The 26,740-nt window shown below is 72.9% G+C and carries 25 protein-coding genes; 19 read left to right on the top strand and 6 right to left on the bottom strand.

Translation table 11 applies throughout. The features are described 5' to 3' along the window. Positions 1-198 precede the first annotated feature (198 nt). Positions 199-1,335 carry a glycosyltransferase family 4 protein gene (locus AC27LF_RS41835; protein WP_479659349.1) on the top strand — a complete coding sequence of 379 codons (1,137 nt, stop codon included), beginning with the start codon at positions 199-201 and terminating at the stop codon, positions 1,333-1,335. Between the two features lie 6 nt (positions 1,336-1,341). Here AC27LF_RS41835 and AC27LF_RS41830 read toward each other — a convergent pair whose 3' ends face one another. The 3 genes from AC27LF_RS41830 to AC27LF_RS41820 all read right to left on the bottom strand — a co-directional run bounded on the left by AC27LF_RS41830 (position 1,342) and on the right by AC27LF_RS41820 (position 6,316). Then, a complete protein-coding gene (locus tag AC27LF_RS41830; RefSeq protein ID WP_479659350.1) occupies positions 1,342-3,012 on the bottom strand; it encodes a PucR family transcriptional regulator in 1,671 nt (556 codons plus the stop codon). A 50-nt stretch (positions 3,013-3,062) separates the two neighbouring features. Continuing rightward, complete coding sequence (locus AC27LF_RS41825; RefSeq protein WP_479659351.1) at positions 3,063-4,445, bottom strand: FAD-binding oxidoreductase; 1,383 nt, start codon at positions 4,443-4,445, stop codon at positions 3,063-3,065. Positions 4,446-4,513: 68 nt separating this feature from the next. After that, the gene (locus tag AC27LF_RS41820; RefSeq protein ID WP_479659448.1) at positions 4,514-6,316 is read right to left on the bottom strand and encodes a glycoside hydrolase family 15 protein; all 1,803 of its coding nucleotides are present in this window, start codon (positions 6,314-6,316) and stop codon (positions 4,514-4,516) included. Between the two features lie 526 nt (positions 6,317-6,842). Here AC27LF_RS41820 and pyrG point away from each other — a divergent pair. The 12 genes from pyrG to AC27LF_RS41760 all read left to right on the top strand — a co-directional run bounded on the left by pyrG (position 6,843) and on the right by AC27LF_RS41760 (position 20,448). Next, positions 6,843-8,537, top strand: a complete 1,695-nt coding sequence (gene pyrG / locus AC27LF_RS41815; protein ID WP_479659449.1) for a CTP synthase — start codon at positions 6,843-6,845, stop codon at positions 8,535-8,537. Positions 8,538-8,616: 79 nt separating this feature from the next. Continuing rightward, the gene (locus AC27LF_RS41810; RefSeq protein WP_479659352.1) at positions 8,617-9,243 is read left to right on the top strand and encodes an NUDIX domain-containing protein; all 627 of its coding nucleotides are present in this window, start codon (positions 8,617-8,619) and stop codon (positions 9,241-9,243) included. A 183-nt stretch (positions 9,244-9,426) separates the two neighbouring features. Then, positions 9,427-11,502 carry a tetratricopeptide repeat protein gene (locus AC27LF_RS41805; protein ID WP_479659353.1) on the top strand — a complete coding sequence of 692 codons (2,076 nt, stop codon included), beginning with the start codon at positions 9,427-9,429 and terminating at the stop codon, positions 11,500-11,502. A 135-nt stretch (positions 11,503-11,637) separates the two neighbouring features. Further along, positions 11,638-12,762, top strand: coding sequence for an alanine dehydrogenase (ald, locus tag AC27LF_RS41800; protein WP_479659354.1), 1,125 nt, complete (start codon positions 11,638-11,640; stop codon positions 12,760-12,762). A gap of 387 nt (positions 12,763-13,149) precedes the next feature. Continuing rightward, positions 13,150-14,286, top strand: coding sequence for a ParA family protein (locus AC27LF_RS41795; protein WP_404030314.1), 1,137 nt, complete (start codon positions 13,150-13,152; stop codon positions 14,284-14,286). Continuing rightward, positions 14,271-14,861 (top strand): hypothetical protein, encoded by a 591-nt coding sequence (locus AC27LF_RS41790; RefSeq protein WP_479659355.1) that lies wholly within the window; start codon positions 14,271-14,273, stop codon positions 14,859-14,861. Before AC27LF_RS41795 ends, AC27LF_RS41790 begins: the two co-directional genes overlap by 16 nt. A gap of 145 nt (positions 14,862-15,006) precedes the next feature. Then, entirely contained in the window at positions 15,007-16,098 is a 1,092-nt protein-coding gene (locus tag AC27LF_RS41785; protein WP_479659356.1) for a segregation and condensation protein A, read from the top strand. Next, on the top strand, positions 16,095-16,745 hold the full coding sequence (scpB, locus tag AC27LF_RS41780) for an SMC-Scp complex subunit ScpB (protein ID WP_479659357.1): 651 nt from the start codon (positions 16,095-16,097) through the stop codon (positions 16,743-16,745). The genes AC27LF_RS41785 and scpB overlap by 4 nt, the downstream gene beginning before the upstream one ends. 12 nt (positions 16,746-16,757) lie before the next feature. Then, complete coding sequence (locus AC27LF_RS41775; protein WP_479659358.1) at positions 16,758-17,822, top strand: pseudouridine synthase; 1,065 nt, start codon at positions 16,758-16,760, stop codon at positions 17,820-17,822. Between the two features lie 116 nt (positions 17,823-17,938). Beyond that, on the top strand, positions 17,939-18,658 hold the full coding sequence (locus AC27LF_RS41770; RefSeq protein WP_479659359.1) for an NUDIX hydrolase: 720 nt from the start codon (positions 17,939-17,941) through the stop codon (positions 18,656-18,658). Continuing rightward, on the top strand, positions 18,655-19,674 hold the full coding sequence (locus AC27LF_RS41765) for an ADP-ribosylglycohydrolase family protein (RefSeq protein ID WP_479659360.1): 1,020 nt from the start codon (positions 18,655-18,657) through the stop codon (positions 19,672-19,674). The genes AC27LF_RS41770 and AC27LF_RS41765 overlap by 4 nt, the downstream gene beginning before the upstream one ends. 3 nt (positions 19,675-19,677) lie before the next feature. Then, positions 19,678-20,448 carry a nucleotidyltransferase domain-containing protein gene (locus AC27LF_RS41760; RefSeq protein ID WP_479659361.1) on the top strand — a complete coding sequence of 257 codons (771 nt, stop codon included), beginning with the start codon at positions 19,678-19,680 and terminating at the stop codon, positions 20,446-20,448. Here AC27LF_RS41760 and AC27LF_RS41755 read toward each other — a convergent pair. From AC27LF_RS41755 to AC27LF_RS41745, 3 genes are read right to left on the bottom strand one after another with little or no spacing between them, the layout of a single operon-like run. After that, positions 20,359-21,117 carry a nucleotidyltransferase domain-containing protein gene (locus tag AC27LF_RS41755; RefSeq protein WP_479659362.1) on the bottom strand — a complete coding sequence of 253 codons (759 nt, stop codon included), beginning with the start codon at positions 21,115-21,117 and terminating at the stop codon, positions 20,359-20,361. The genes AC27LF_RS41760 and AC27LF_RS41755 overlap by 90 nt on opposite strands. A gap of 22 nt (positions 21,118-21,139) precedes the next feature. After that, positions 21,140-21,622: a Rieske (2Fe-2S) protein gene (locus tag AC27LF_RS41750; RefSeq protein WP_479659363.1), complete on the bottom strand. Its 483-nt coding sequence runs from the start codon at positions 21,620-21,622 to the stop codon at positions 21,140-21,142. Then, positions 21,619-21,801 carry a DUF6529 family protein gene (locus AC27LF_RS41745; protein ID WP_479659364.1) on the bottom strand — a complete coding sequence of 61 codons (183 nt, stop codon included), beginning with the start codon at positions 21,799-21,801 and terminating at the stop codon, positions 21,619-21,621. Before AC27LF_RS41745 ends, AC27LF_RS41750 begins: the two co-directional genes overlap by 4 nt. A 119-nt stretch (positions 21,802-21,920) precedes the next feature. Between AC27LF_RS41745 and AC27LF_RS41740 the strand changes: the two genes are divergently transcribed. From AC27LF_RS41740 to der, 6 genes are all read left to right on the top strand, one after another. Further along, on the top strand, positions 21,921-22,199 hold the full coding sequence (locus AC27LF_RS41740) for a hypothetical protein (protein ID WP_479659365.1): 279 nt from the start codon (positions 21,921-21,923) through the stop codon (positions 22,197-22,199). Between the two features lie 52 nt (positions 22,200-22,251). Further along, entirely contained in the window at positions 22,252-22,614 is a 363-nt protein-coding gene (gene aroH / locus AC27LF_RS41735) for a chorismate mutase (protein ID WP_404030331.1), read from the top strand. Beyond that, complete coding sequence (locus tag AC27LF_RS41730) at positions 22,611-23,705, top strand: prephenate dehydrogenase (RefSeq protein WP_479659366.1); 1,095 nt, start codon at positions 22,611-22,613, stop codon at positions 23,703-23,705. Before aroH ends, AC27LF_RS41730 begins: the two co-directional genes overlap by 4 nt. 90 nt (positions 23,706-23,795) lie before the next feature. Beyond that, positions 23,796-24,476, top strand: a complete 681-nt coding sequence (gene cmk, locus AC27LF_RS41725; protein ID WP_479659367.1) for a (d)CMP kinase — start codon at positions 23,796-23,798, stop codon at positions 24,474-24,476. Then, positions 24,473-25,153 (top strand): lysophospholipid acyltransferase family protein, encoded by a 681-nt coding sequence (locus AC27LF_RS41720; RefSeq protein ID WP_479659368.1) that lies wholly within the window; start codon positions 24,473-24,475, stop codon positions 25,151-25,153. Before cmk ends, AC27LF_RS41720 begins: the two co-directional genes overlap by 4 nt. Positions 25,154-25,211: 58 nt before the next feature. Then, positions 25,212-26,693 carry a ribosome biogenesis GTPase Der gene (gene der, locus AC27LF_RS41715; protein ID WP_479659369.1) on the top strand — a complete coding sequence of 494 codons (1,482 nt, stop codon included), beginning with the start codon at positions 25,212-25,214 and terminating at the stop codon, positions 26,691-26,693. Positions 26,694-26,740: the final 47 nt, after the last annotated feature.

Raw genomic sequence — 26,740 nt, 5'->3', positions numbered from 1 at the left:
GGGTGATGCGCTCCGGCGCACTGCGCCGGTCCTGCGCGCCCCGCGCCTGCCCCGAATTCCCGCAACACCCGTCTGAGCTGGCATCCTTGGCGGGGAACGCGGTGCGCGCGGGAGGCGCGCGCGGAACACCCCCGCCACCCGATACCTTCTGTACGTTTCTTCGTACCCGCCCCACGCCGAATCAGGAGCCCCGGCCACGTGACCCCCGTGAGCAGTACCGCACCCCACGGACAGTCGCCGCTGCGCACCGTCCAAGTGCTGGGCGGGGGCAACGCCGGCAGCAGCGCGCATGTGCGCTCGCTGGCCGCGGGACTGGTCGCGCGGGGCGTACGGGTCACGGTGTGCGCCCCCGTCGACGCCGATCGTGCCTACGACTTCAGCGGTGTCGGCGCGGACCACGTCCACGTCCCGCGCAGCAGCGACCCGGCGTCCGTGGCCGCGCTGCGCGCCGCCTGCACCGGCGCCGACCTGGTGCACGCCCATGGGCTGCACGCCTCCTTCCGCACCGTGCTGGCGCTCAGCGGACGCCGTACCCCGCTCGTGGTCACCTGGCACGACCGGGTGCACGCCGAGGGCGCCCGCGCGCATCTGCTGCGGATGCTGGAGCGCCGGGTGGCGCGGGCCGCCACCGTGCTGCTCGGCACCTCCTCGGACCTGGTGGACGCGGCCCGCAGGACCGGCGCCCGGGACGCCCGGCTCGCCGGGGTCTCCCTGGCCCGGCCGCGCCGCGCCGCCGAGCCCGTGGAACCGGACCCGCCGTCCCCCAAGGTGCGGGCCGAACTCGGCGCCACCGGCCGCCCGTTGCTCGTCGCCGTCGGCTCCCTCGACCGGTACCGCGGATACGACGTGCTGCTGGACGCGGCGCGCGCCTGGCGCGGCCTCGACCCCGTACCGCTGCTCGTCATCGCGGGCGAGGGCCCGCTGCGCGGCGAGTTGACGCGCCGTATCGAGGACGAGGAACTGCCGGTCCGGCTCATCGGGCGCAGCGAGGACGCCGGCGGGCTGCTCGCCGCCGCCGACATCGCGCTGCTGTGCAGCAGGTGGGAATCCCGGCCCGTGCTCGCCCAGGAAGCGCTGCACGCGCGCGTGCCGCTCGTCGCGACCGCCGTCGGCGGCATCCCCGACCTGGTCGGCGACGCGGCCGAACTCGTCCCGTACGGCGACCCGGACGCGCTCGCCGACGCCGTGGTCCGGCTGCTCGGCGACCCCGAACGCCGGGAGCGGCTCAGGGACAAGGGCGTACGACAGGCCGCCTGCTGGCCCACCGAGGACGAGACGGTCGCCCAGGTCCTCAGCGTCTACGACGAGTTGACCCAGCCGCAGCCGATGGCCTGAACCCGGTCAGGGCACGTGCCGGCGTGCCCGGAGGGCCAGGCTCAGGGCCAGGACGGTCTGCGGGTCGTCCAGGTCGGTGCCCAGCAACTCCCCGATGCGGGCGAGCCGGTTGTACAGGGTCTGCCGGTTCAGATGCAGCTCGCGGGCGGTCTCGGCCTTGCGGCCCGCGTGCGCCAGATAGGTCTCCAGCGTGGGCAGCAACGGCGGCTTGGACCGGCGGTCGTGCTCGCGCAGCGGGCCGATCGCCCGGTCCACGAAGGCCGCCAGGTCCGGGTGGTCGCGCAGCCGCCACAGCAGGAGGTCGATGTCCAGCCGGCGCGCGTCGTACCAGGGGCGGTCCGCGAGGCCCTGCGCCGCCGTCGCCGTCTCCACCGCGTGCCGCAGCCCGGCCGACGCGGACGCCCAGCCGCCGGCCGCCCCGACCACCACCACGGGCGGCCGGGCGCCGGGCCGGTGCAGGCCCGCCCGCTCCACCCCGGCCCGCAGCGCCACGGCGACCCGGTCCGCGACCGCCGGCCGCTCCGCCTCCGAGCGCAGCCCCAGCAGCAGCGGGACCCGGCCCTCGACCGGCCGCACGCCCAGCAGCACCGGCATGCCCAGCGCGGCCAGCTCCTCCGCGACCGCGCGGGCCAGCACGGCCCAGCCGCCGCTCGCGGTGCCCGCGCCCGGCGCCAGTGTCTCGCCGAGCCGCATCACGACCGGCAGCAGCGGGCTGCTGCCGGGCTTGAAGCCCAGCACCCGGGCCTGCGCGGGCGCGTCCTCGGCGGCGATACGGCCCTCGGCGAGGTCGCTGAGGAAGTCGCCCCGGCCGCGCGCCGCCAGCTCCTCCTCCTGGCGTGCCTGCATCAGCACCACGGCCAGGATGCCCGCGGCCTGCTCGGCGGCCATGCGGTGCACGGGCGCCAGAGGAGCGCGCACCGGGAGCAGCACGAGCCGGGCGCGCACCGACCCCGGCCCCGGGCCGCCCCCCGGCACGTCCACCAGCACCGAACCGGTGGGCGGCGGGACGTCCTGGTGCCGGCCGCGCAGCCCCTGCCACACCTGGAGCGGGTCCGCGCCCTCGGGCCCGGCCCCGGCCGCGTACAGCAGCCGGCCGTCCGCGGTCTCCAGGAAGACCGGGTTGCCGCTGGAGCCGGCCAGGATCTCCAGCACCTGCGGCACCCCGCCGCCGCCCAGCAGGGCCTGGGTGCAGCGCCGGTGCACCTCCTCGGCGCGCTGGAGCAGCGCGTAGTGGCCGTTGACGATCTCCGTGTGGATCTCCTCGGTGACCGCCACGAACGGCACCTCGCGGTGCAGCTGCACGAGCGGCAGCCCGGCGCCGCGTGCGCTGTCCACCACGGCGGCGGGCAGCCGGGTGAACCGCGGGCCCAGCTCCACCACGAGGGCGGCGATGCCCCGCTCGGCGAGGGTGCGTACGAACGCCCGCTGCTCGGCGGGGCGGGTGCCGAGCCCGTAGCCCGTGGTCAGCAACAGCTCGCCGCCCTTGAGCAGGGAGGCGATGTTGGGCACCTCGCCGGCGTGCACCCAGCGGACCGTGCGCCCCAGCCGGTCGGCGCCCGCCAGGATCTCCGGGAGGCCGCTGCGCAGCCCGGGCAGTTCGAGCGCCCGCTGAACGGTGATCCCGGCGCCCTGCGTGTCGAATCCGCTGCCCGCTGTGCTGTCCGTACGGCTGTTCATGCAGCGGACGCTACCTGCGCGGACCCGTTACGGACATCTTTCGGTCCCGGCTACACCGGCCGGATGTTGTGGTTGTACCGGAACACGTTGTCCGGGTCGTAGCGGCGTTTGGCCTTGGCAAGCCGCAGGGTGTTCCCGGCGCCAAGACCCGCCCGTACCCGCTCGGGTCCCTCGTCGCCGATGAGGGTGAGGCAGACGGCCCCGGTGCGCCAGGGCCCGACGTCGGCGCGTGCGTCCCGGACCCAGGCCGCGGCCCGCTCGTCGTCGGCCGGGTCCGCCCAGATCGCACAGGGGTGCACCAGCCAGGGCGCGCGCCGGTGGGCCAGCGGCCATTCGGCGGGGCCCGCGGCGCAGGCGCCGCCCCGCGCGAGAAGCAGGTACCGGCTGCCGGTCGCCGCCGGCATGCCGCGTGCGCGGGCGCAGAAGACGTCCACCAGGTCGTCGGGCAGATCCGTCAGGCACTCCGCCGACCAGTGGTGGCGCAGCCCCGGCGGCACGGCGGCCGGGAACGGGGCGGCTCCGTACGGCACCGGCCCGGCGAAGTCCGCCTCGTGGGGGAGCGCGAGCAGCGGCGCGGCGAGCCGGCGCAGCGCCGTCGGTCCGCCCGCGTACGTCAGCAGTGCCGCGCACACCGGCCGCGCGGTCAGGCGCTTTGGCAGGAAGGGCGCGGGGGTGTCGGTGGTGTACAGGACGGCGCCGCCCGCCTGGTCCGGGCCGGCGGCGATGATCTCGCGGTAGGCGCGCACCAGGTCCCGGCCGTGCTCGGGCCGGCCCACGACCAGGGCGAGGGAGAACTCGGGCAGGGCGTGCAGGCCCAGGGTGAGCGCGGTGGCGACGCCGAAATTGCCGCCGCCGCCGTGCAGCGCCCAGAACAGCTCGGGGTTCTCGTCGGCGCTCGCCCGCACCCGTTCGGCGTCGGCCGTGACCAGCTCCACGCCGAGCAGGTCGTCGACGGCGGGCCCGAAGGCGCGGTCCAGCCGGCCGGTGCCGCCGCCCAGCACGAAGCCCGCGACGCCGATGCCGGGGGCGCATCCGCCGCTGCTCGCCAGCCCGTGCCGCCCGGCGGCCCGGTCCAGATCGCGCAGGGTGGCCCCGCCCTCGACACGGGCCGTCGCCGCCTCGGGGCGCACGCTCACCCCGCGCATGCGCCGCAGATCGATCACGAGCGCCCCGTCGCCCAGGGCCGTGCCCGCCACCGCGTGCCCGCCGCCGCGCACCGCGATGCGCAGGTCCAGGTCCCGGCCGAAGCGCACGGCACGGACCACGTCCGCGGTGTCCGCACATCGCGCGATCACCGCAGGCCGCCGGTCCACGGCGGCGTTGAACACGGCACGGGCCGCGTCATAGCCGGCGTCCCCAGGGGCGAACACGTCACCGGTGAGATCCGCGCGCAGCGCGGCGAGTGCGGCGCCCGCCGTGGAGCGGAAACCCATGGCCGCCCCCTTCCCGGGCAGGGCAGGCCCGGCTTCCAGCCTAGGGCGGGCGCGTCGTCCGGTGCCGTTCAGCCGCCGTAGGCGCCCGAGGCCGTCAGGCGCAGGGCCGTGTCGATCAGCGGGACGTGGCTGAATGCCTGGGGGAAGTTGCCGACCTGGCGCTTGCGGGTCGGGTCCCACTCCTCGGCGAGCAGACCGAGGTCGTTGCGCAGCGACAGCAGCTTCTCGAACAGCTTGCGTGCCTCGTCCACGCGTCCGATCATCGCGAGGTCGTCCGCCATCCAGAACGAGCAGGCGAGGAAGGCGCCCTCGTCGCCGGGGAGGCCGTCGACGCCCTTGTGCTCGCCCTCGGTGGGGTAGCGCAGGATGAAGCCGTCCGGGGTGGACAGCTCCCGCTGGATCGCCTCGATGGTGCCGATGACCCGCTTGTCGTCCGGCGGCAGGAAGCCCATCTGCGGGATCAGCAGCAGGGAGGCGTCCAGCTCCTTGGAGCCGTAGGACTGCGTGAAGGTGTTGCGTTCCTTGTCGTAGCCGCGCTCGCACACGTCCCGGTGGATGTCGTCGCGCAGTTCGCGCCAGCGCTCCAGCGGGCCGTCCGCGGCCCCGGACTCGATCAGCTTGATGGTGCGGTCCACCGCGACCCAGGCCATCACCTTGGAGTGCACGAAGTGGCGGCGCGGGCCGCGCACCTCCCAGATGCCCTCGTCCGGCTCGTCCCAGTGGTCCTCCAGGTAGCGGATCAGCTTCAGCTGGAGCAGCGAGGCGTAGTCGTTGCGGGCCAGGCCCGTCATGTGGGCCAGGTGCAGGGCCTCGGTGACCTCGCCGTACACATCGAGTTGGAGCTGGTGCGCGGCGCCGTTGCCGACCCGGACCGGGGCGGACTTCTCGTAGCCGGGCAGCCAGTCCAGTTCCGCCTCGCCCAGCTCGCGCTCGCCCGCGATGCCGTACATGATCTGCAGGTTCTCCGGGTCGCCTGCCACCGCCCGCAGCAGCCACTCGCGCCAGGCGCGGGCCTCCTCGCGGTAGCCGGTGCGCAGCAGCGAGGACAGGGTGATCGCCGCGTCCCGCAGCCAGGTGTAGCGGTAGTCCCAGTTGCGTACGCCGCCGATGTCCTCGGGCAGGGACGTGGTGGGCGCGGCGACGACGCCGCCCGTCGGGGCGTACGTCAGGGCCTTCAGGGTGATCAGGGAGCGGATCACCGCCTCCCGGTAGGGCCCGTGGTAGGTGCAGTGCTCGACCCACTCGCGCCAGAACTCCTCGGTGGCCTCCAGCGACTGCTCCGGCTCGGGCAGCGCCGGCGGTTCCCGGTGCGAGGGCTGCCAGGAGATGGTGAACGCGATCCGGTCGCCGGGGGCGACCGTGAAGTCGGCGTACGTCGTGAGCGACTTGCCGTAGGTCTCCGCGGTGGTGTCGAACCACACCGAGTCCGGTCCCGCGACCGCGACCGTGCGCCCGTCGTGCTTGTGCACCCAGGGCACGACCCGGCCGTAGGAGAAGCGCATCCGCAGGGCGGAGCGCATGGGCACCCGGCCGGTGACGCCCTCGACGATCCTGATCAGCTGCGGGGCGCCGTCACGCGGGGGCATGAAATCCGTCACGCGGACGGTGCCGCGCGGGGTGTCCCACTCCGACTCCAGGATCAGCGAGTCGCCGCGGTAGGTGCGCCGGGCGGCCGTGGGCGGCTGGGCGTCGGCGGCGTGGGCCGGGCCGAGCCGCCAGAATCCGTGTTCCTCGGTGCCCAGCAGGCCGGCGAAGATGGCATGCGAGTCGAAGCGGGGCAGGCACAGCCAGTCCACTGTGCCGTCCCGGCAGACCAGCGCGGCGGTCTGCATGTCTCCGATGAGTGCGTAATCTTCGATGCGCCCGGCCACGTGCAACTCCAGTCGAACGGCCACGTCACCCCGGAACGGGGTTGTCGCTAATTGCGGTCAAGGGGTGTTGTTATGCGTCGTTGAGCTTTGAAGCAAATCAGTCGTCCGGCCCTGAGGCAAAACGACGATCACAACTCAACGAACTGACGAGCTCTCGTTGTTCCGGTGGATACGGGCGGGGGTGTGCCGTGTAGCCGGCCGGGCTCGGCAGCGAGTGTCCGAGCAGGATACGACGCACGTAGATGATCTGCGTGCCGCTCCGGGCAACCTGTATGAGCCGAACGAGTGAGCAATGGGTGAGAACCGGGTAAGCGGTGCGTGCCCGTGTCGACGTGTGCGCGGAGCGTGGCCGGAAGCCGGGCCCCCACGGCGCTGATACCCTGGTAGCCCGTGGACCGGTGGGCGCCCCCCGACGGAAATACTGACGATAAGGGGTCCCCCGAATCGCGGCGACGACACCCCGGAAGTCTCCGGACCGAAGCCGCACCGCACCTCAGACCGCGACCACGGGAGCCCCCTCTTGGCCATGCCGCCCGCTGCTTTTAGGACCAACACAGCCACGACGACCAAGCACATCTTCGTCACCGGGGGTGTCGCCTCCTCGCTCGGCAAGGGCCTCACCGCCTCCAGCCTCGGCATGCTGCTCAAGGCCCGGGGCCTGCGCGTCGTGATGCAGAAGCTCGACCCGTACCTGAACGTCGACCCGGGCACGATGAACCCCTTCCAGCACGGTGAGGTGTTCGTCACCAACGACGGCGCCGAGACCGACCTGGACATCGGCCACTACGAGCGGTTCCTCGACCGCGACCTGGACGGCAGTGCCAATGTCACCACCGGCCAGGTCTACTCGACCGTGATCGCCAAGGAGCGGCGCGGCGAGTACCTGGGCGACACGGTGCAGGTCATCCCGCACATCACCAACGAGATCAAGCACCGCATCCGGCGCATGGCCACCGACGAGGTGGACGTCGTGATCACCGAGGTGGGCGGCACCGTCGGCGACATCGAGTCGCTGCCCTTCCTGGAGACCGTCCGCCAGGTGCGGCACGAGGTGGGTCGGGACAACGTCTTCGTCGTACACATCTCGCTGCTCCCCTACATCGGACCCTCCGGTGAGCTGAAGACCAAGCCGACCCAGCACTCGGTCGCGGCCCTCAGGAACATCGGTATCCAGCCTGATGCCATTGTCCTGCGCTGCGACCGCGAGGTGCCCACCGCGATCAAGCGCAAGATCTCGCTGATGTGCGACGTCGACGAGGCCGCCGTGGTCGCCTGCCCCGACGCCCGCTCGATCTACGACATCCCGAAGGTCGTGCACACCGAGGGCCTGGACGCCTACGTCGTCCGCAAGCTCGACCTGCCCTTCCGCGACGTGGACTGGACGACCTGGGACGACCTGCTCGACCGCGTCCACAACCCCGAGCACGAGATCACCCTCGCGCTGGTCGGCAAGTACATCGACCTGCCCGACGCCTACCTCTCGGTCACCGAGGCGCTGCGCGCGGGCGGCTTCGCCAACCGGGCCCGGGTGAAGATCAAGTGGGTCACCTCGGACGACTGCAAGACCCCGGCCGGCGCCGAGGCCCAGCTCGCCGACGTCGACGGCATCTGCATCCCGGGCGGCTTCGGCGACCGCGGCGTGCTCGGCAAGGTCGGCGCGATCCGCTACGCCCGCGAGAACCGGATCCCGCTGCTCGGCCTGTGCCTCGGCCTCCAGTGCATCGTGATCGAGGCCGCGCGCAACCTGGCCGGCATCCCGGACGCCAACTCCACCGAGTTCGACTCGGCCACCGGCCACCCGGTCATCTCCACCATGGCCGAACAGCTCGACATCGTCGCCGGCGACGGCGACATGGGCGGCACCATGCGGCTGGGCATGTACCCGGCGAAGCTGGCCGAGGGCTCCATCGTGCGCGAGGTCTACGACGGCAAGGAGTACGTCGAGGAGCGCCACCGCCACCGCTACGAGGTCAACAACGCCTACCGCGCGGAGCTGGAGAAGAAGGCGGGCATCGTGTTCTCCGGGACGTCGCCGGACGGCAAGCTCGTCGAGTACGTCGAGTACCCGCGCGAAGTGCACCCTTACCTGGTCGCCACGCAGGCGCACCCGGAGCTGCGCTCGCGCCCGACCCGGCCGCACCCGCTGTTCGCGGGCCTCGTGCAGGCCGCGGTGCGGCGGAGCGCGATGCCGAGCGACAGCGCGGAGCGCGATTCCGAGTAACACACCGGCGGTACGGTGGCCGGGGTGCGCCCGCACGGTGGGCGCCCCGGTTTCTCGTGTGCACGCGGAAGGACAGGGCATGACGATCAAGGACAGCCCGGAGGAATGGGAGATCCGGGCGACCGAGACTCCCTTCGTGGGGAACAAGACCTCCGTCCGCACGGACGAGGTGGTCATGCCCGACGGCGCGGTGGTCCGCCGCGACTACCAGGTCCACCCCGGCTCCGTGGGCGTGCTCGCCCTCGACGAGGAGGACCGGGTCCTGCTGATCCGCCAGTACCGCCACCCGGTCCGGCAGAAGCTGTGGGAGATCCCGGCCGGACTGCTCGACGTGCCCGGCGAGAACCCGCTGCACGCGGCCCAGCGCGAGCTGTACGAGGAGGCGCACGTCAAGGCCGAGGACTGGCGTGTGCTGACCGACGTGTACACCACTCCGGGCGGCTGTGACGAGGCCGTACGGGTCTTTCTGGCCCGGAACCTGTCCGAGGCGGACGGCGAGCGCTTCGCCGTCGAGGACGAGGAGAGCGACCTGGAGTACGCGCGCGTGCCCGTCGACGAACTGGTGCGCGGCGTGCTGGCCGGGGAACTGCACAACAACTGCCTCGTGGTGGGCGTCCTGTCGCTGGTCGCCGCCCGGGCGGGCGACGGGCTCGACGCGCTGCGCCCGGCCGGCGCGCCCTGGCCCGCGCGCCCCTTCGCCTGCTGAGCCGGACCACCCCGCCTCCGGTGTGACGATCGCCTGATCCGATCGAGCGACCCGCCCGCCGCGCTCCGCCCGGAACGTCGCAGAGCGTGAACTAGGCTCCTCGCGGATGAGCCGAAGAGAAGGCGCGGCGCCCGGGCCGGAGTCCCGGTCGGCCGCGCGCGCGGTGGGACGGGAGTGTGGCCCGTGACGGATCAGGCGGTGGACACCGACGGCGTGCAGCTGTCCGGAGCCCCGGCCGTGGAAGGCCAGTTCCTGGGCCGTACAAGGGAGTTGAAGGAACTGCGCGCCGACATCGAGCGCGCGGGGCTGGACACCATCGCCGGCCGCAAGGCCCCCCGCGCCCGAGTGCTCCTCGTCGCGGGCCGGCCCGGCTCGGGCCGCACCGCCCTCGCCGGCGAACTGGCCCGGCAGGTCGCCGACCGCTACCCCGACGGCGTGCTGCGCACCTCGCTCGGCGAGCCCGACGGCACCCCCGTCCCGGTCGAGCACGCCGCCCGCGAACTGCTGACCGCCCTCGGACTGCCCGCTGCGGCCGGAGCCGCCGAGGACGATCTGACCGCCGAACTGCGCGACGCCCTGTCCGCGCGCCGGGTGCTGCTCCTGCTGGACGACGCGAGCGGCGCCGAGCAGGTCGACGCACTCCTTCCGGACAGCCCCGACTGCCTGGTCGTCGCCGTGTCCGAGGGCCCGCTGACCGGGATCGCGGACGTCCGCCCGTGCACCGTGGGCGGGCTCGACACCAAGTCGGCCCTGGAACTGCTGACCCGGTACACCGGCTCGGTGCGCATCACCGTCGACCCGCGCGCCGCCGAGGACCTGGTGGAGGCGTGCCAGGCCCAGCCCGCCGCCCTCGCCCTGGCCGGCGGCTGGCTCGCCGCCCGCCCCAAGGCGGCCGTCGCCGACCTGGCCAAGCGCCTGAACGCGGAGAGCGACGAGCCCAGCCCGCTCGGCCGGGTGTTCCGGCTCGTCCACGAGACCCTGCCCGGGCCCGCCGCCCGGATACTGCGACTGCTCTGCCTGGCCCCGGCGGGCCTGGTCGACCCGCACACCGCCTCCGCCCTGGCCGGCTGCTCGGTGGGCGCCGCCCACACCACCCTGGACGACTTCGTCGGCCTCGGACTGCTGCGGGCGGTGGCCTCCCCGCTGCCGCAGTACGAGGTCCCCGGCTGCCTGCACCCCCTGCTGCGCGCCCGCGCCGAGGCCCAGGACCGGCCCGGCGAGCTGCAACTGGCCCGGGCCCGGATGCTGGAGCGGACCGTGCGCCTGCTCCACTCCTGCCGGGCGATCACCGAGACGGACAACCCCGAGATCCGCGCGAGGCTCCAGGGCCTGCCCCGCACCCTGCGCTTCCCGACGCCCCGGGCCGCCGCCGACTGGCTGCGCATCCGCCGGCCCGCGCTGCTGGCCGCCGCACGGCTCGCGGTCGCCGACGGAGAACTGGACACACTGGCACGCCGGCTGATGTCCCAGCTGGTCAGGGCCATGGTGGCGCACTTCGGCACCCAGTCGGCCGCCGCCGATCTGTACGGCATCCACGGCCTCGTCCTCGATGTCGCCGAGCGCCGGAACCTGCCCAGGGAACGGGCCGCCGCGCTGCTGAACCTCGGCGACCTGGACGCCAGGACCGGCCGCACGGCCGAGGCGCTGGCGCGTTACCGGGCCGCGCTGGACGCCGGACGCGAGGCCGACGACCCGTATGCGACCGGCCGCGCGATGGAATCCGTAGGCGGCGCGCACCAGGAGCTGGGGGACTACGACCGGGCCGCCGACTGGTTCGGGCGGGCCCTCGCCCAGCGCCTGGCCCGCGGCGAGCGCGCGGACGCCGCCCGGCTCTACGGGCGCATCGCCACCGCCCACACCTACGCGGGCCGCTACGGCGAAGCGCTCAGGGGCTGGCGCGCGGCCGTCGCCGGCTACCGCAGGACGGGCGATGTCGCGGCCCAGGCACGGGCGTTGAGCGAACTGGCACGGGTCCAGGAGTACGCGGGACGGCCCGCGGACTCGCTGCGCACCTGCCAGGAGGCGGTGGAGTGGGCGCGCCGCGCCGAGGACGTACGGCTGCAGGCCGCCCTCCAGCTGCGGCTCGCCGACACCCTGGAGCGCCTGGGCGACAGCGCGGCCGCGCGACTGCACCGCAGCGCCGCCGAGCGCATGCTGGGTGAGGAGGGGCCGGACCTCCAGGAGGGCCGTGCGAGCGGGTCAGACCCGGAACACGGCGCTAACGCCTGCGAAATCCGCAGTACACCCGACGAAGATTGATGCAATGAAAGGCTAGACAGCCGGAACGCCTTCATTAAACTGGCTCTGCCGCACCTTCTCCTGCGGTGTCTCCCGGTGTGCCCCCGCACGCCCGGAATATCTTGCAATGCCCCCACATCCTCTGAGCCAAGGACCGTGATCGACGTGAAGGTCGGCATCCCCCGCGAGGTCAAGAACAACGAGTTCCGGGTGGCCATCACCCCCGCCGGCGTGCATGAGCTGGTGCGCGGCGGTCACCAGGTCGTCGTCGAGCGCGCCGCCGGTGTCGGCTCCTCGATCCCGGACGAGGAGTACGTCGCCGCCGGCGCCGAGATCCTGGAGACCGCCGACGAGGTGTGGGCCGCGGCCGATCTGCTGCTCAAGGTCAAGGAGCCGGTCGCGGAGGAGTACCACCGGCTCCGCAAGGACCAGACGCTCTTCACCTATCTGCATCTGGCCGCGTCCAGGGAGTGCACCGACGCCCTGCTGGAGTCCGGCACCACGGCGATCGCGTACGAGACCGTCGAGCTGCCGGGCCGTGCCCTGCCGCTGCTCGCCCCGATGTCCGAGGTCGCGGGCCGGCTGGCCCCGCAGGTCGGCGCCTACCACCTGATGCGTGCGAGCGGCGGGCGCGGGGTGCTGCCCGGCGGGGTGCCGGGCGTGCTCGCCGCCAAGGCCGTCGTCATCGGCGGCGGCGTCTCCGGCTGGAACGCCGCGCAGATCGCCATCGGCATGGGCTTCCAGGTGACCCTGCTCGACAAGGACATCAACAAGCTCAAGGAGGCCGACAAGGTCTTCGGGACGAAGGTGCGCACCGTCGTCTCCAACGCCTTCGAACTGGAGAAGGCGTGCCTGGACGCCGACCTGGTGATCGGCGCCGTCCTCGTCCCGGGCGCCAAGGCCCCGAAGCTCGTCACCAACGAGCTGGTCTCCCGGATGAAGGCGGGAAGTGTCCTTGTCGACATCGCGATCGACCAGGGCGGCTGCTTCGAGGACTCCCGCCCGACCACGCACGCCGAACCGACCTTCCCGGTCCACGACTCGGTCTTCTACTGCGTCGCCAACATGCCGGGCGCGGTGCCCAACACCTCCACCTACGCGCTGACCAACGCCACCCTGCCGTACATCGTCTCCCTCGCGAACCACGGCTGGGTCGAGGCGCTGCGCCGCGACCCCGCGCTGGCCAAGGGCCTCAACACCCATGACGGCAAGGTGGTTTACCGAGAGGTCGCCGAGGCGCACGGCCTGGAGCACGTCGCGCTGGAGAGCCTGCTCGACTAAGTCACCATTGCGTAAAGGCGATACGTCAACTCGACGCGTCAATCGCACACATCCGGCCGGACCTTGTCCCGCAAGGTCCGGCCGGATGTGTGTATGGTCACTTTGCGGCTCTCGGTCAACTCGCCTCGAACGTAACCCTTCGACCGATTCGTACACCGGTGAAACCTGCTGTGCGACGGCCGTACGCCCTTGACAGAGGGATGTTCCATTGCCGACACATCCTGCCGGGTCCGGCGGATTGTGTTGCTGCGGACCGCCGACACGCCATAGAGTCGCCAACCGTCGGCATGGTGCCACGCTGACCTGTCTAGAAGTTCCCTGGTCACCAAGGAGGTAAGACGACTTGTGAATGAGTCGACATTTTCTCCCGGGGGTGGTCAACCAGGAATGCCTGTACGGGGCCAGGGTCCCGCGGGGTTCGAGGCTGTCGGCTCCGTCGCTGTGCGCACCTTCGCAGCCCACCAGAGTCACCCGAATCCCAGGGTGACTCAGCCAGCACACCCGAGCATGGATGGCCATCACGTGAACGCCATGGCCGGCGACGGAAGTGGCGCGCCCCACAACCACTTCGCCGACTACGACGAACTGCCCGAGGGGCACTTCTACGACCCCGACGCCGAGTACGAGCCCGACCCCGAGTACGCGGCCACGCTCGCGCCCGACGCCGCCCGCCAGCGCCGCGAGCGCATCGGCCCGACCGGGCGCCCGCTGCCGTACTTCCCGATCCCGGGCCCGCTGACCGACCACGGACCCGCGAAGATCATCGCGATGTGCAACCAGAAGGGCGGCGTCGGCAAGACCACGTCGACCATCAACCTGGGTGCCGCGCTCGCGGAGTACGGCCGGCGCGTACTGCTCGTGGACTTCGACCCGCAGGGCGCGCTGTCGGTCGGCCTCGGCGTCAACCCGATGGAGCTCGACCTCACCGTCTACAACCTGCTCATGGAGCGGGGCATGTCCGCGGACGAGGTCCTGCTGAAGACCGCGGTCCCCAACATGGACCTGCTCCCGAGCAACATCGACCTGTCCGCCGCCGAGGTCCAGCTGGTCTCCGAGGTCGCCCGCGAGTCGACGCTCCAGCGCGCCCTGAAGCCGCTGCTGCCCGACTACGACTACATCGTGATCGACTGCCAGCCCTCGCTCGGCCTGCTCACCGTCAACGCCCTGACGGCCGCGCACAAGGTCATCGTGCCGCTGGAGTGCGAGTTCTTCGCCCTGCGCGGGGTGGCGCTGCTCACCGAGACCATCGAGAAGGTCCAGGAGCGGCTGAACCCGGAGCTGGAGCTCGACGGGATCCTCGCCACGATGTACGACTCGCGCACGGTGCACAGCCGTGAGGTGCTCGCGCGTGTCGTCGAGGCGTTCGACGACCACGTCTACCACACGGTCATCGGCCGCACGGTCCGCTTCCCGGAGACCACGGTCGCCGGTGAGCCCATCACCACGTACGCCTCCAACTCCGTCGGTGCCGCCGCCTATCGCCAGCTCGCCAGGGAGGTGCTCGCCCGGTGTCACGCCGAGTGAGTCTGCCCGGGGCCGACGAACTGTTCCGTACGACAGGGGGGATGGCGCTCCAGGCGTCCACTCCGCGGCGCCAGGCCAACGGCGAGGCCCGGGTGCCGGCTCCCGCGGGGGAGAGCGACCCGGCCGCCGCCGAGGACGCGCCGCAGTCCGTGCCCGCGCAGGGCGGCGACGGCGACGGCGCGGAGCATGTGGCGGCGGAGGCGGAGCCCGCCGACGCCGGCGAGTCCCGCAGCCGCTCCGCCGCCGAGCGCTCCGCTCGGCGTCAGGCGGTGCAGGAAGGTTCTTCTGCCGCCTCCGCGGCCTCTGCCGCTTCCGCAGGCCAGCAGCCGCGCAAGCGCGGACGTGCCGCGGCGCGGCGGCCCAGTGGGCGTGAGCGGCACGACGAGAAGATCACCGTGTATGTGTCCGCGGAGGAACTGATGGACCTGGAGCATGCGCGCCTGGTCCTGCGCGGTGAGCACGGGCTGGCCGTGGACCGCGGGCGCATCGTGCGGGAGGCGGTCGCCGTGGTGCTGGCGGATCTGGAGTCCCGGGGGGACGCGAGCATTCTGGTACGTCGCTTGCGCGGTCGCTAGCGCTCGGCTTGGGCCGCGATGCGTTGTGCTTCGGCTGCGGCGTTCGTTGTGGCTGGTCGCGCAGTTCCCCGCGCCCCTTCCGGGGGCGCGTTGTCGGGCCGTGGGTGGCTTTGGTGGGGCGTGTTGGAGGTAGCCTGCGGGGGTCATGGCCTCGAATGAGTCTTTTGCCCGCGGCGTATCCGCCGGTCGTAGGCGTGCGCTGGGGCGGGGACCGGGTGCCGGGCCGCCGCGGGGCGACGCGGTCGATGTCGCCGAGCCGGATGCCGTGGTACCCGACCCTGAGCCTGAGCCTGAGCCGGAGGCCGCTGGGTACGCGCCGGAGGCGGTCGTTGCCGGGGCGGGGGTGGCCGAGGCCGAGCCGGAGGCGGAGGTCGCCGTACCGGAGGCTGTCGGGGCTGGGGACGGGGGAGTCGGGGACGAGTGCGGTGACGGGGTTTTCACCGTGCGGCTTGCCAACTTCGAGGGGCCCTTCGACCTGTTGCTCCAGCTGATCTCGAAGCACAAGCTCGATGTCACCGAAGTGGCGCTCTCCAGGGTCACCGACGAGTTCATGGCGCACATCCGGGCGATGGGACCGGACTGGGACCTGGACCAGACGACCGAGTTCCTGGTCGTGGCCGCCACCCTGCTCGACCTGAAGGCGGCCCGGCTGCTGCCCGCCGCCGAGGTCGAGGACGAGGCCGACCTCGCCCTGCTGGAGGCCCGTGACCTGCTGTTCGCCCGGCTGCTCCAGTACCGCGCGTACAAGCAGATCGCCGACATCTTCCACGGCCGGCTCGACGAGGAGGCCCGGCGCTACCCCCGTACCGTGGGCCTCGAACCGCACCACGCCGACCTGCTGCCCGAGGTCGTCATCAGCATCGGCCCCGAGGGCTTCGCACGGCTCGCGGTCAAGGCGATGCAGCCCAAGCCGAAGCCCCAGGTGTACGTCGACCACATCCACGCGCCGCTCGTCAGCGTGCGCGAGCAGGCGGGCATCGTGGTCGCCCGGCTCAGGGAACTGGGCGAGGCCAGCTTCCGGGCCCTCGTCGAGGACACCGACGACACCCTGACCGTGGTCGCCCGCTTCCTCGCCCTGCTGGAGCTGTACCGCGAGAAGGCCGTGGCCCTGGACCAGGAGACCGCCCTCGGGGAGCTGATCGTGCGCTGGACCGGCGGCGACGGCGAGGAGACACCGACCGTGACGGACGAGTTCGACCGGCCGCCCGAGGAGCCCAAGGAGGAGAAGAAGGCGTGAGCGAGGACACCAGCGGGCTCCCGGCGGGCGCGCCCACCGTCGCGGACCTCGACCTCAGGCCCGCCCTGGAGGCGGTGCTCATGGTCGTGGACGAGCCCGCGACCGAGGAGCACCTCGCCAAGATCCTGCAACGGCCCCGGCGGCAGATCGGGGACGCGCTGCGGGCGCTGGCCGACGAGTACACCGTGCAGGGCCGCGGCTTCGAACTGCGCCTCGTGGCGGGCGGCTGGCGCTTCTACACCCGCCCCGAGTACGCCGCCGCCGTCGAGGGCTTCGTCCTGGACGGCCAGCAGGCCCGGCTCACCCAGGCCGCGCTGGAGACACTGGCCGTGGTCGCCTACCGCCAGCCCGTCAGCCGCAGCCGCGTCTCGGCCGTACGCGGGGTCAACTGCGACGGTGTGATGCGCACCCTCCTGCAGCGCGGACTGATCGAGGAGGCGGGCGCGGAACCCGAAACAGGTGCGATCCTGTACAGGACGACGAACTACTTCCTGGAGCGGATGGGCCTGCGCGGCCTGGACGAGCTTCCGGAACTCGCGCCCTTCCTCCCGGAGGCGGAGGCGATCGAGGCCGAGACCCAGGAGGGCGTGCCGTCGTTCGACCCGGACGCACCCGACGCGCCCGGCGGTCAGGACGCAGACGACTAAGACGGAATTTTGATGCGAAGCAGCGGCAGCGGCAGGAACGGCGGGCGCGGCAACTACCGCGGTGCCGGCAACAACAGGGACGAGCGGCAGGGGCAGGGCCGTCCCCGCAAGCCCCGCCCCGAGGAGCGCCGCTACGACGTCGGCCCCGGCGCGACGAAGGACGGCCCCCGGTCCGGACGCGGCGGCGCCGCGCGCGGTGGCGCCAAGGGCGGGCCCAAGCAGGCCCAGCAGCGCGGCGGGCGTACCGACCCGGGGCGTTCCCGGGAGTACGACGCACGCGCGGAGGAGCGCACCCGCGAGCGGTACGCGGACAGGAAGGACGTCAGGCTGCCCAAGACGTTCCCGGGCGCCGAGCAGGAGGGCGAGCGGCTGCAGAAGGTCCTCGCGCGCGCGGGCTACGGCTCCCGCCGGGCCTGCGAGGAACTGATCGACCAGGCCCGTGTGGAGGTCAACGGGGAGATCGTCACCGAGCAGGGCAAGCGCGTCGACCCGGAGAAGGACGAGGTCAAGGTCGACGGGCTGACCGTCGCCACGCAGTCGTACCAGTTCTTCTCGCTCAACAAGCCCGCCGGTGTCGTGTCCACCATGGAGGACCCCGACGGCCGTCAGTGCCTCGGCGACTACGTCACCAACCGGGAGACCAGGCTCTTTCACGTGGGCCGGCTCGACACCGAGACCGAGGGTGTCATCCTGCTCACCAACCACGGTGAACTGGCGCACCGGCTGACCCATCCCAGGTACGGCGTGAAGAAGACCTACCTCGCGGCGATCGTCGGCCCGATCCCGCGCGACCTGGGCAAGCGGCTCAAGGACGGCATCCAGTTGGAGGACGGGTACGCGCGCGCGGACCACTTCCGGGTGGTCGAGCAGACCGGCAAGAACTATCTGGTCGAGGTGACCCTGCACGAGGGCCGCAAGCACATCGTGCGCCGCATGCTCGCCGAGGCCGGCTTCCCGGTGGAGAAGCTGGTGCGCACCGCCTTCGGGCCCATCACCCTCGGCGACCAGAAGTCGGGCTGGCTGCGCCGCCTGTCGAACACCGAGGTCGGGATGCTGATGAAGGAAGTCGACCTCTGAGGGCCCTGAGGGCCTGAGTGCGAGTGCCTGAGTGTCCGGGGACCTGACGGCTTGTGCCCCGGACACCTCCGTCTTTATAGTCGTCGTGACTATTAAAGGCGGGGGGAGGGGTGTCGGTGCGGGGCTACGACAAGCACGCGTACGAACCCTTCGCCGTCACCGTCGACCTGGCGGTCCTCACCGTCCGCGACGGCGCCCTGCATGTGCTGCTCGTCGAGCGCGGGCAGCAGCCGTACGCCGGCCACTGGGCGCTGCCCGGCGGCTTTCTGCTGCCCGACGAGTCGGCGGAGACCGCCGCCCGGCGCGAACTCGCCGAGGAGACCGGGCTCGGCGACATCACCGGGCTGCGCCTGGAGCAACTGCGCGCCTACAGCGAACCCGGCCGCGACCCGCGGATGCGGGTCGTCTCCGTCGCCTTCACCGCGCTGCTGCCCGACGCGCCCGAACCCCGCGGCGGCGGCGACGCCGCCCAGGCGCGCTGGCTGCCGTACGACGCGGCCCCGCCGCTCGCCTTCGACCACGGCCGGATCCTCGCCGACGCCCGCGACCGGGTCGGTGCCCGGCTCGAACACACCAGTGCCGCCACCGCCTTCTGCCCGGCCGTCTTCACGCTCGGCGAGCTGCAACAGGTCTACGAGGCCGTCTGGGGCACCACGCTCGACCGCCCCAACTTCCGCCGCAAGGTGCTCGCCACGCCCGGCTTCGTCCAGCCGGCCGCCGGAGCCGCCCGGCTGACCGGCGGGCGCGGCAAGCCGGCCGCCCTCTACCGCGCGGGCGGCGCCACCGCCCTGCATCCGCCGCTGCTCCGACCGTCCAGGAAAGGACGTCCCGCATGACCGGCACCGCCTCCCGGCGCCCCGCCACCGGATCCCTGCTGGGCCTCGCCCTCGGGGACGCGCTCGGCTTCCCCACCGAGTTCAACGACGTCCCGTCGATCCTCGCCAAGTGCGGCCCCTGGCGGGAGATGGAGCTGCCGCGGCGCGCCTTCGTCTCGGACGACACGCAGATGACGATCGCCCTGGGGCGCGGGCTGCGCACGGCCATGGAGCGCGGCGTGCTCGGGCCGAAGCGCCTGGAGCGGCCGCTGCGCGAGGAGTTCGTCGAGTGGTACCGGTCACCGGAGAACAACCGGGCCCCGGGCCGCACCTGTCTGACCGCGTGCAGCCTGCTGAAGGACGAGGGGCGCCCGTGGCAGGAGGCCTGCCAGATCGGCTCCAAGGGCTGCGGCGCCAACATGCGGGTGGCGCCCGTCGGGCTCGTCCCCGCGCTGAGCGACGAACAGCGGGCGGGCGCCGCCCAGTTGCAGTCCGCGCTCACCCACGGGCACCCCACGGCGCTGGCCGCGTCCGACCTCACGGCCCGCGCCGTACGGCTGCTCGCCCAGGGCGCCGAGCCCGCCGGGCTGGTCGGCGAACTGCGCGCGTACGCCCACGACAACCGCACCAGCTACCACCACGCCTGGCTCGGTGACCTGTGGACCCGCGCGCAGGACCCCACGCCCGAGCACTTCGCCGCGCGCGGCTGGGACGAGTGCCTTGCGGCCCTGGGCCGCCTTGAGGACGCCCTGCGCACGCCCGCGCCGGAGGACGACCCGTGCCTGGCCACCGGGGCGGGCTGGATCGCCGAGGAGGCGTTGGCGACCGGGCTGCTGTGCTTCCTGCTCTTCCCCGACGAACCGGTCACCGCCCTGCGCCGCGCCGCCTGCTCCAGCGGCGACTCCGACTCCATCGCCTGCCTCACCGGCGCCTTCGCAGGCGCCCGCCTCGGCGCGGACGCCTGGCCCCCCACCTGGACGTCCCGCATCGAACACCGAGAAGACCTACTCACCCTGGGAACCCTCTGGGACGCTTAGCCCATGATCGACGAACTCGGCATGGACCTGACCCCCGTGATCGCCGAACAGCCCGACCCCCTGCTGTTCGCGACCGTCTCGGGCGCGCACCTCTACGGCTTCCCCTCCGAGGACTCCGACGTGGACCTGCGCGGGGTGCATCTGCTGCCGACCGCCGCCCTGGTGGGGCTGCACGAGCCTGCCGAGACCCGGTCGAGGACCTGGAACCGGCAGAACGTCGAACTGGACCTCGTCACCCACGACCTGCGCAAGTTCGTCCGGCTGATGCTGCGCCGCAACGGCTATGTGCTGGAGCAGCTGCTCTCGCCGCTCGTCGTGCACACCGGTGACGCGCACCGGGAGCTGGCCGCGCTCGCCCCCGGCGTCCTGACCAGTCATCACGCCTACCACTACCGGGGGTTCGCGGTGACCCAGTGGCGGCTGTTCGAGAAGACCGGCGAACTCAAGCCGCTGCTGTACACCTTCCGCGTGCTGCTCACCGGCATCCACCTGATGCGCAGCGGCGAGGTCCAGGCCCATCTGCCCACGCTCGTGGGGGAGTCGGACGGCGCCGCACCCGCTTATCTGTCCGACCTCATCGCCGCGAAGGCGCACCGCGAGCACGGGGTGGCCGACGTCGACGAGGCGCGCGTGGCGGCCGACGTGGAGCGGCTGCATGCCGTGCTCGACGAGGCGCAGACCGCCTCAGCCCTGCCCGACGCCCCCACCGCGTTCGACGCCCTGCACGACTTCGTGGTGCGTGTTCGGGTCGGTGGGGTCGGGTTGTCGGGCTGAGGCGCGGCGGGTTCGGAAGAGGAAGTCCGCTACTCGGCGGTGGTCCGGTTCGGGCGGGAGCGGGGTGGTCAGTGCGGCCCGTTCGGTCTGTGCGGCCAGGCGGTGCATCCGGGCCTCCACCTCCGGCCACGGGACCTCGCCGCGCCGTACCGCCAGCAGGGACTCCCGTCCGTCGCCCACCTCCACCGTCAGCACACCCGTGCGCAGCAGATCGCGGGCGGTCATGAGCAGCCGCAGCAGATGCATCGCGTGCTTCCAGCGTGGTGCGCCGCGCTCGCGCAGATCGGCTTCGAGCTTCCTGCGCTGGCCGAGGGCGTATCGGGTGAAGGTGTCGTGCACCCGGCGGGAGAGGAACGCCCCGCGCAGGGCCAGCAGTTCGCGGCCCGTGTCGTCCAGGTGCTCCACCAGCGGCGAGTGCAGACACTCCAGGATGTTCGGGTTCGCGCGCAGCGCCAGCTCACAGAAGCGTTCCAGCTCCCAGCTGAACTGCTCCGGTTCGGGTCCCGCCACATGGGTCGGCGGCTTGGTGAACCGCCAGAACAGCGGGGTGGGCGCCAGGAACACACCGCGCCGGTCGGTGTCACTGGTGTCGGTCGCCAGGCCGAAGGCACGGGAACCCGTCACACAGGCGTAGATCGTGTGGTCGCGTACCAGGTCCAGGGGCTGCATGCCCGGGAGGGTACGCGTCCGGTCACGCCAGGCGGATCGAATTTCCCGCCACCGTGATGCTCTCGGCGGGCAGCGGCCGGGTCGCCGGGCCGTGGGCCACCGAGCCGTCGGCGATGTGGAACCTGCTGCCGTGGCAGGGGCAGTCGATGGTGCCGTCGGCCACCTTGCCGACCGTGCAGCCCTGGTGGGTGCAGATCGCCGAGAACGCCTTGAAGTCGTTCCGCGTCGGCTGGGTGACCACGACCTTCTGGTGGGCGAAGATCTTGCCGCCGCCGACCGGGATGTCGCTCGTGCGCGCCAATTCCTGTCCTGGGGTGCCCACGGGCGAGGGGGTGCCCGTGGGCGCCCCGGGACCGGAGGTGGCGGCCTTGGTGGGGGGCGTGGCGGTCGTGGCGGGGCTCGTGGCCGAGGACGATCCGCCCCCGCCGCCGCAGCCGACGGCGGTCGCCGCGATCGCCGCCGTGCCGGTCGCCAGCGCCGCGCGCCGCGTCGAGTCGTGGGTCATGTCGTCGCTCCGTGCGTCATGTCGTCACTCCGAACGTGCGGGAGGGCCGCGGCAGCGGCGGGGCCGTGGGGGACTCGCTCCGAGCGGAGCAGCAGCATCCTGGCACCGAAGGCCCCCCTGAAGAAGCAATTCGACACGGAGTGCGGTAAAAGGCGCATTTCATTCACCTGATAGCCCAACTCGCACGGTGGGCAGCCGGCGCGTCACCCCGAGTAGCGCGCGCGGGCGATCCACGTGACATTGGCGGTCTGGAGGTCGGGCACGCACCGGCGCCCGGCCATGGACGAAAGGCGTGATCATGGCCGCGCACGATCCCGGCAGCCTGCTCGGCCCACTCCTCGGCCCCGGCGGCGGCGACGCCCTGACCGGCCGGGTCCTCGGCGTCCTGCTGTCCGCCGTCGGTCAGGCCGACAGCGGCGGCGGACCCCATCCGCTGTGCGGCCTGCTCGACGTGCTCGCCAGATCGGGGCCGGCCGCGCCGTCCGCCCCGCCCCCACAGCCGCCCCCCGACGGGCCCGGCGGGACGGCCCGTCTCAGCGGGCGGGCGGCGGGCACCCGGCGCACGGCGGCTGACTAGGCTGGACGGCCCAAGAACCGATACGCGACTCATCGCAGCAAGGAGCAGCGCCGTGGCGGTACGAGCGGTCCGGGGGGCCGTCCAGCTGGAACGGGACGAGGCCGGCCACATGGACGAGCGGGTCGGGGCCCTGCTCACCGCACTCCTGGAGCGGAACGGGCTGACCGCCGACGACCTGATCAGCATCTGGTTCACGGCCACGCCCGACCTGCACAGCGACTTCCCGGCCGCCGCCGCCCGCAAGCTCGGCATCGTGGACGTACCGCTGATCTGCGCCCAGGAACTGGACGTCGAGGGCGCCATGCCGCGGGTGGTCCGGGTCCTCGCGCACATCGAGTCCGAGCGGCCCCGCGCCGACCTCGCCCATGTCTACCTCGGTGCCGCCGCCGCCCTGCGCAAGGACATCGCCCAGTGAGGACCGCACTCGTCATCGGCACCGGGCTCATCGGCACCTCCGCCGCGCTCGCCCTGTCCCAGCGGGGCGTCGTCGTCCACCTCACCGACCCCGACCCCGGGCAGGCGCGCACCGCCGCCGCGCTCGGCGCCGGCACCGACGAGGCCCCGGACGGCCCCGTCGACCTGGCGATCGTCGCCGCCCCGCCGGCCCATGTGGCCGCCGTCCTCGCGGACGCCATGCGCCGCGGCGTCGCCCGCGGCTATCTCGACGTGGCCAGCGTCAAGGGCGGGCCGCGCCGCGAACTGGAGGCGCTGGGCCTGGACGGGGCCGCCCTGTCCCGGTACATCGGCACGCACCCCATGGCGGGCCGTGAGAAGTCCGGCCCGCTTGCGGCCACCGGCGATCTGTTCGAGGGCCGCCCCTGGGTGCTGACCCCCACCCGGGACACCGACACCGAGGTGCTGAACCTCGCCCTGGAACTGGTCTCGCACTGCCGGGCGGTGCCGGTCGTCATGGACGCCGACGCCCACGACCGGGCCGTCGCGCTGGTCTCCCACATGCCCCACCTGGTCTCCAGCATGGTGGCCGCCCGCCTGGAGCACGCCGAGGAGGCCGCCGTACGGCTGTGCGGACAGGGCATCCGGGACGTGACCCGGATCGCCGCCTCCGAGCCCGGGATGTGGATCGACATCCTGTCCGCGAACCCGGGGCCGGTCGCCGACCTGCTCGCCGACGTCTCCGCCGACCTCGACGAGACCGTGCGTGCCCTGCGCGCCCTGCAGTCCTCGGACGAGACCAAGCGGCGCGCGGGCACCGCGGGCGTCGAGGACGTGCTGCGGCGCGGCAACGCCGGACAGGTCCGGGTGCCCGGCAAGCACGGCAGCGCCCCGCGCGTGTACGAGACGGTCGCCGTGCTCATCGACGACCAGCCGGGCCAGCTGGCCCGGATCTTCGCCGACGCGGGCCGGGCGGGCGTCAACATCGAGGACGTACGGATCGAGCACGCGACCGGTCAGCAGGCGGGTCTGGTGCAGCTGATGGTGGAGCCGAAGGCGGCGCCCGTGCTGACGGCCGCCCTGCGGGAGCGGGGCTGGGCGATCCGGCAGTAGGCGGCCGGACGAGTGACAAACACCCAGTAACCTTGTCCGGGGCGGTCGCACGCCCCGTCCCGCACCCCGGACCAGGAAGGCGTCCTCACCGTGGAAAGCGCTCCGCCCGTAGTCGTCGCGATCGACGGCCCCTCCGGCACGGGCAAGTCGAGCACCTCGAAGGCCGTGGCCGCCCAGCTCGGTCTGAGCTACCTGGACACCGGGGCCCAGTACCGGGCGATCACCTGGTGGATGGTGAGCAACGGCATCGACCTGGAGGACCCCTCGGCGATCGCCGCCGTGGCCGGCAAGCCGGAGATCGTCTCCGGTACCGACCCCGTCCACCCGACGATCACCGTGGACGGCGTGGACGTGTCCGGGCCGATCCGCACCCAGGAGGTCACCGCCAAGGTCAGCGCCGTCAGCGCGGTGCCCGACGTGCGCGCCCGGATCACCGAGCTGCAGCGCTCGCTGGCCGCCTCGGCACAGCGCGGCATCGTGGTCGAGGGCCGCGACATCGGTACGACCGTGCTGCCCGACGCCGACCTGAAGGTGTTCCTGACCGCCTCCCCGGAGGCGCGGGCCGCCCGGCGCAGCGGCGAACTGAAGGGCGTCGACGTGCACTCGACCCGCGAGGCACTGCTCAAGCGGGACGCGGCCGACTCCAGCCGCACGGCCTCGCCGCTCGCCAAGGCCGCCGACGCGGTCGAGGTGGACACCACGGAACTCACGCTGCCGCAGGTCATCGAGTGCGTCGTCACCCTCGTCGAGGAGAAACGGGCCGGGAAGTGACCGCGGCTCCCGCGAACGGTGCGCCCTCCGCGCGGGGCGCCGAGGTCGGCCGGCGTCTCGGCGTCGGGATCATGTACGGGCTGTGGCGACCGCGGGTGCTGGGCGCCTGGAGGGTGCCCGCGAGCGGTCCCGCGATCCTCGCCGTCAACCACTCCCACAACGTGGACGGGCCGATGGTCATGGGTGTGGCGCCCCGGCCGACGCACTTCCTGATCAAGAAGGAGGCGTTCATCGGCCCGCTCGGCACCTTCCTGACCGGCATCGGCCAGCTCAAGGTGGACCGTGCCGCCGCCGACCGGACGGCGATCAGCCAGGCGCTCGGCGTGCTCGCCGACGGCGGCGTCCTGGGCATCTTCCCGGAGGGCACCCGCGGCGAGGGCGACTTCGCCGCGCTGCGCGCCGGGCTCGCCTACTTCGCCGTCCGCAGCGGGGCACCGATCGTGCCGGTCGCCGTGCTGGGGAGCACCGACCGCCGCGGACGGCTGATAGCGGCGCTGCCCCCGCTGCGCTCCCGCGTCGACGTCGTCTTCGGCGATGCTTTCCAGGTGGGCGACGGCAGCGGGCGGCGCACCCGCAAGGCCCTCGACGAGGCCACCGAGCACATCCAGAAGCAGCTCACCGCGCACCTGGAGAACGCCAGGCGCCTCACCGGGCGCCGAGAGCGGCTCCCTGAGTAGTGGATCTCCGTGAGCGCGGGGTTCCACCGATCACCACGATGAACGAGGTACGGACTTCATGAACGACCAGATCCAGCCCGACGGCTCGGCCGAGCACGCGTACGAGCACGGGGCGCTCGGCGACGCCGAGTACGCGGAGTTCATGGAGCTCGCCGCCGAGGAGGGCTTCGACGTCGAGGACGTCGAGGGCGCCATCGAGGCGGCGGGCCACGGCCCGCTGCCCGTGCTCGCCGTCGTCGGCCGCCCCAATGTCGGCAAGTCGACCCTGGTGAACCGGATCATCGGCCGCCGTGAGGCGGTCGTGGAGGACAAGCCCGGCGTCACCCGCGACCGTGTCACCTACGAGGCCGAATGGGCGGGCCGCCGCTTCAAGGTGGTCGACACCGGCGGCTGGGAGCAGGACGTCCTCGGCATCGACGCCTCGGTCGCCGCGCAGGCCGAGTACGCGATCGAGGCGGCCGACGCGGTCGTCTTCGTCGTGGACGCCAAGGTCGGCGCCACCGACACCGACGAGGCGGTGGTGCGGCTGCTGCGCAAGGCCGGCAAGCCGGTGGTGCTGTGCGCCAACAAGGTCGACGGTCCGAGCGGCGAGGCGGACGCCGCCTACCTGTGGTCGCTGGGTCTCGGCGAGCCGCACCCCGTCTCCGCCCTGCACGGCCGCGGCACCGGCGACATGCTGGACGCCGTCCTTGAGGTGCTGCCCGACGCGCCCGAGCAGACCTTCGGCACGGCGGTCGGCGGCCCGCGCCGCATCGCGTTGATCGGCCGCCCCAATGTCGGCAAGTCGTCCCTGCTGAACAAGGTGGCAGGCGAGGAGCGCGTCGTCGTCGACGAACTCGCGGGCACCACCCGTGACCCGGTCGACGAGCTGATCGAACTCGGCGGCCGGACCTGGAAGTTCGTCGACACCGCCGGCATCCGCAAGCGCGTCCACCTCCAGCAGGGCGCCGACTACTACGCCTCGCTGCGCACCGCGGCGGCGGTGGAGAAGGCGGAGGTCGCCGTCGTCCTGATCGACGCCGCCGACAGCATCTCCGTGCAGGACCAGCGCATCGTCACGATGGCCGTCGAGGCGGGCCGCGCGATGGTGATCGCCTACAACAAGTGGGACACGCTGGACGAGGAGCGCCGCTACTACCTGGAGCGGGAGATCGAGACCGAACTGGGCCAGGTCGCCTGGGCGCCCCGGGTCAATGTCTCGGCGCGCACCGGCCGGCACATGGAGAAGCTGGTCCCGGCGATCGAGACCGCCCTCGCCGGCTGGGAGACGCGCGTGCCGACCGGCCGCCTCAACGCCTTCCTAGGCGAACTGGTCTCGGCCCATCCGCACCCGGTCCGGGGCGGCAAGCAGCCGCGCATCCTGTTCGGCACCCAGGCCGGCACCAGGCCCCCGCGGTTCGTCCTGTTCGCGTCCGGCTTCATCGAGGCGGGCTACCGGCGCTTCATCGAGCGCCGGCTGCGCGAGGAGTTCGGCTTCGAGGGGACGCCGATCCATATCTCGGTGCGGGTGCGCGAGAAGCGCGGCGCGAAGAAGAAGTGACCCGCGGACGGTCGGAGGGGGGGCCCCCACGGGGGCCACCCCCCCAA

The sequence above is a fragment of the Streptomyces diversicolor genome, assembly GCF_057537855.1.
Note: the sequence above shows the minus strand (reverse complement) of the source record. Positions and strands in the feature narration are given on the sequence as shown.

Excerpts from the sequence above, each read along its gene's own strand:
- AC27LF_RS41830 (WP_479659350.1), bottom strand. The coding sequence starts at position 3,012 with ATGAACAGCCGTACGGACAGCACAGCGGGCAGCGGATTCGACACGCAG.
- AC27LF_RS41825 (WP_479659351.1), bottom strand. The coding sequence starts at position 4,445 with ATGGGTTTCCGCTCCACGGCGGGCGCCGCACTCGCCGCGCTGCGCGCG.
- pyrG (WP_479659449.1), top strand. The coding sequence starts at position 6,843 with ATGCCGCCCGCTGCTTTTAGGACCAACACAGCCACGACGACCAAGCAC.
- AC27LF_RS41810 (WP_479659352.1), top strand. The coding sequence starts at position 8,617 with ATGACGATCAAGGACAGCCCGGAGGAATGGGAGATCCGGGCGACCGAG.
- AC27LF_RS41795 (WP_404030314.1), top strand. The coding sequence starts at position 13,150 with ATGCCTGTACGGGGCCAGGGTCCCGCGGGGTTCGAGGCTGTCGGCTCC.
- AC27LF_RS41785 (WP_479659356.1), top strand. The coding sequence starts at position 15,007 with ATGGCCTCGAATGAGTCTTTTGCCCGCGGCGTATCCGCCGGTCGTAGG.
- AC27LF_RS41775 (WP_479659358.1), top strand. The coding sequence starts at position 16,758 with ATGCGAAGCAGCGGCAGCGGCAGGAACGGCGGGCGCGGCAACTACCGC.
- AC27LF_RS41765 (WP_479659360.1), top strand. The coding sequence starts at position 18,655 with ATGACCGGCACCGCCTCCCGGCGCCCCGCCACCGGATCCCTGCTGGGC.
- AC27LF_RS41760 (WP_479659361.1), top strand. The coding sequence starts at position 19,678 with ATGATCGACGAACTCGGCATGGACCTGACCCCCGTGATCGCCGAACAG.
- AC27LF_RS41755 (WP_479659362.1), bottom strand. The coding sequence starts at position 21,117 with ATGCAGCCCCTGGACCTGGTACGCGACCACACGATCTACGCCTGTGTG.
- AC27LF_RS41750 (WP_479659363.1), bottom strand. The coding sequence starts at position 21,622 with ATGACCCACGACTCGACGCGGCGCGCGGCGCTGGCGACCGGCACGGCG.
- AC27LF_RS41740 (WP_479659365.1), top strand. The coding sequence starts at position 21,921 with ATGGCCGCGCACGATCCCGGCAGCCTGCTCGGCCCACTCCTCGGCCCC.
- der (WP_479659369.1), top strand. The coding sequence starts at position 25,212 with ATGAACGACCAGATCCAGCCCGACGGCTCGGCCGAGCACGCGTACGAG.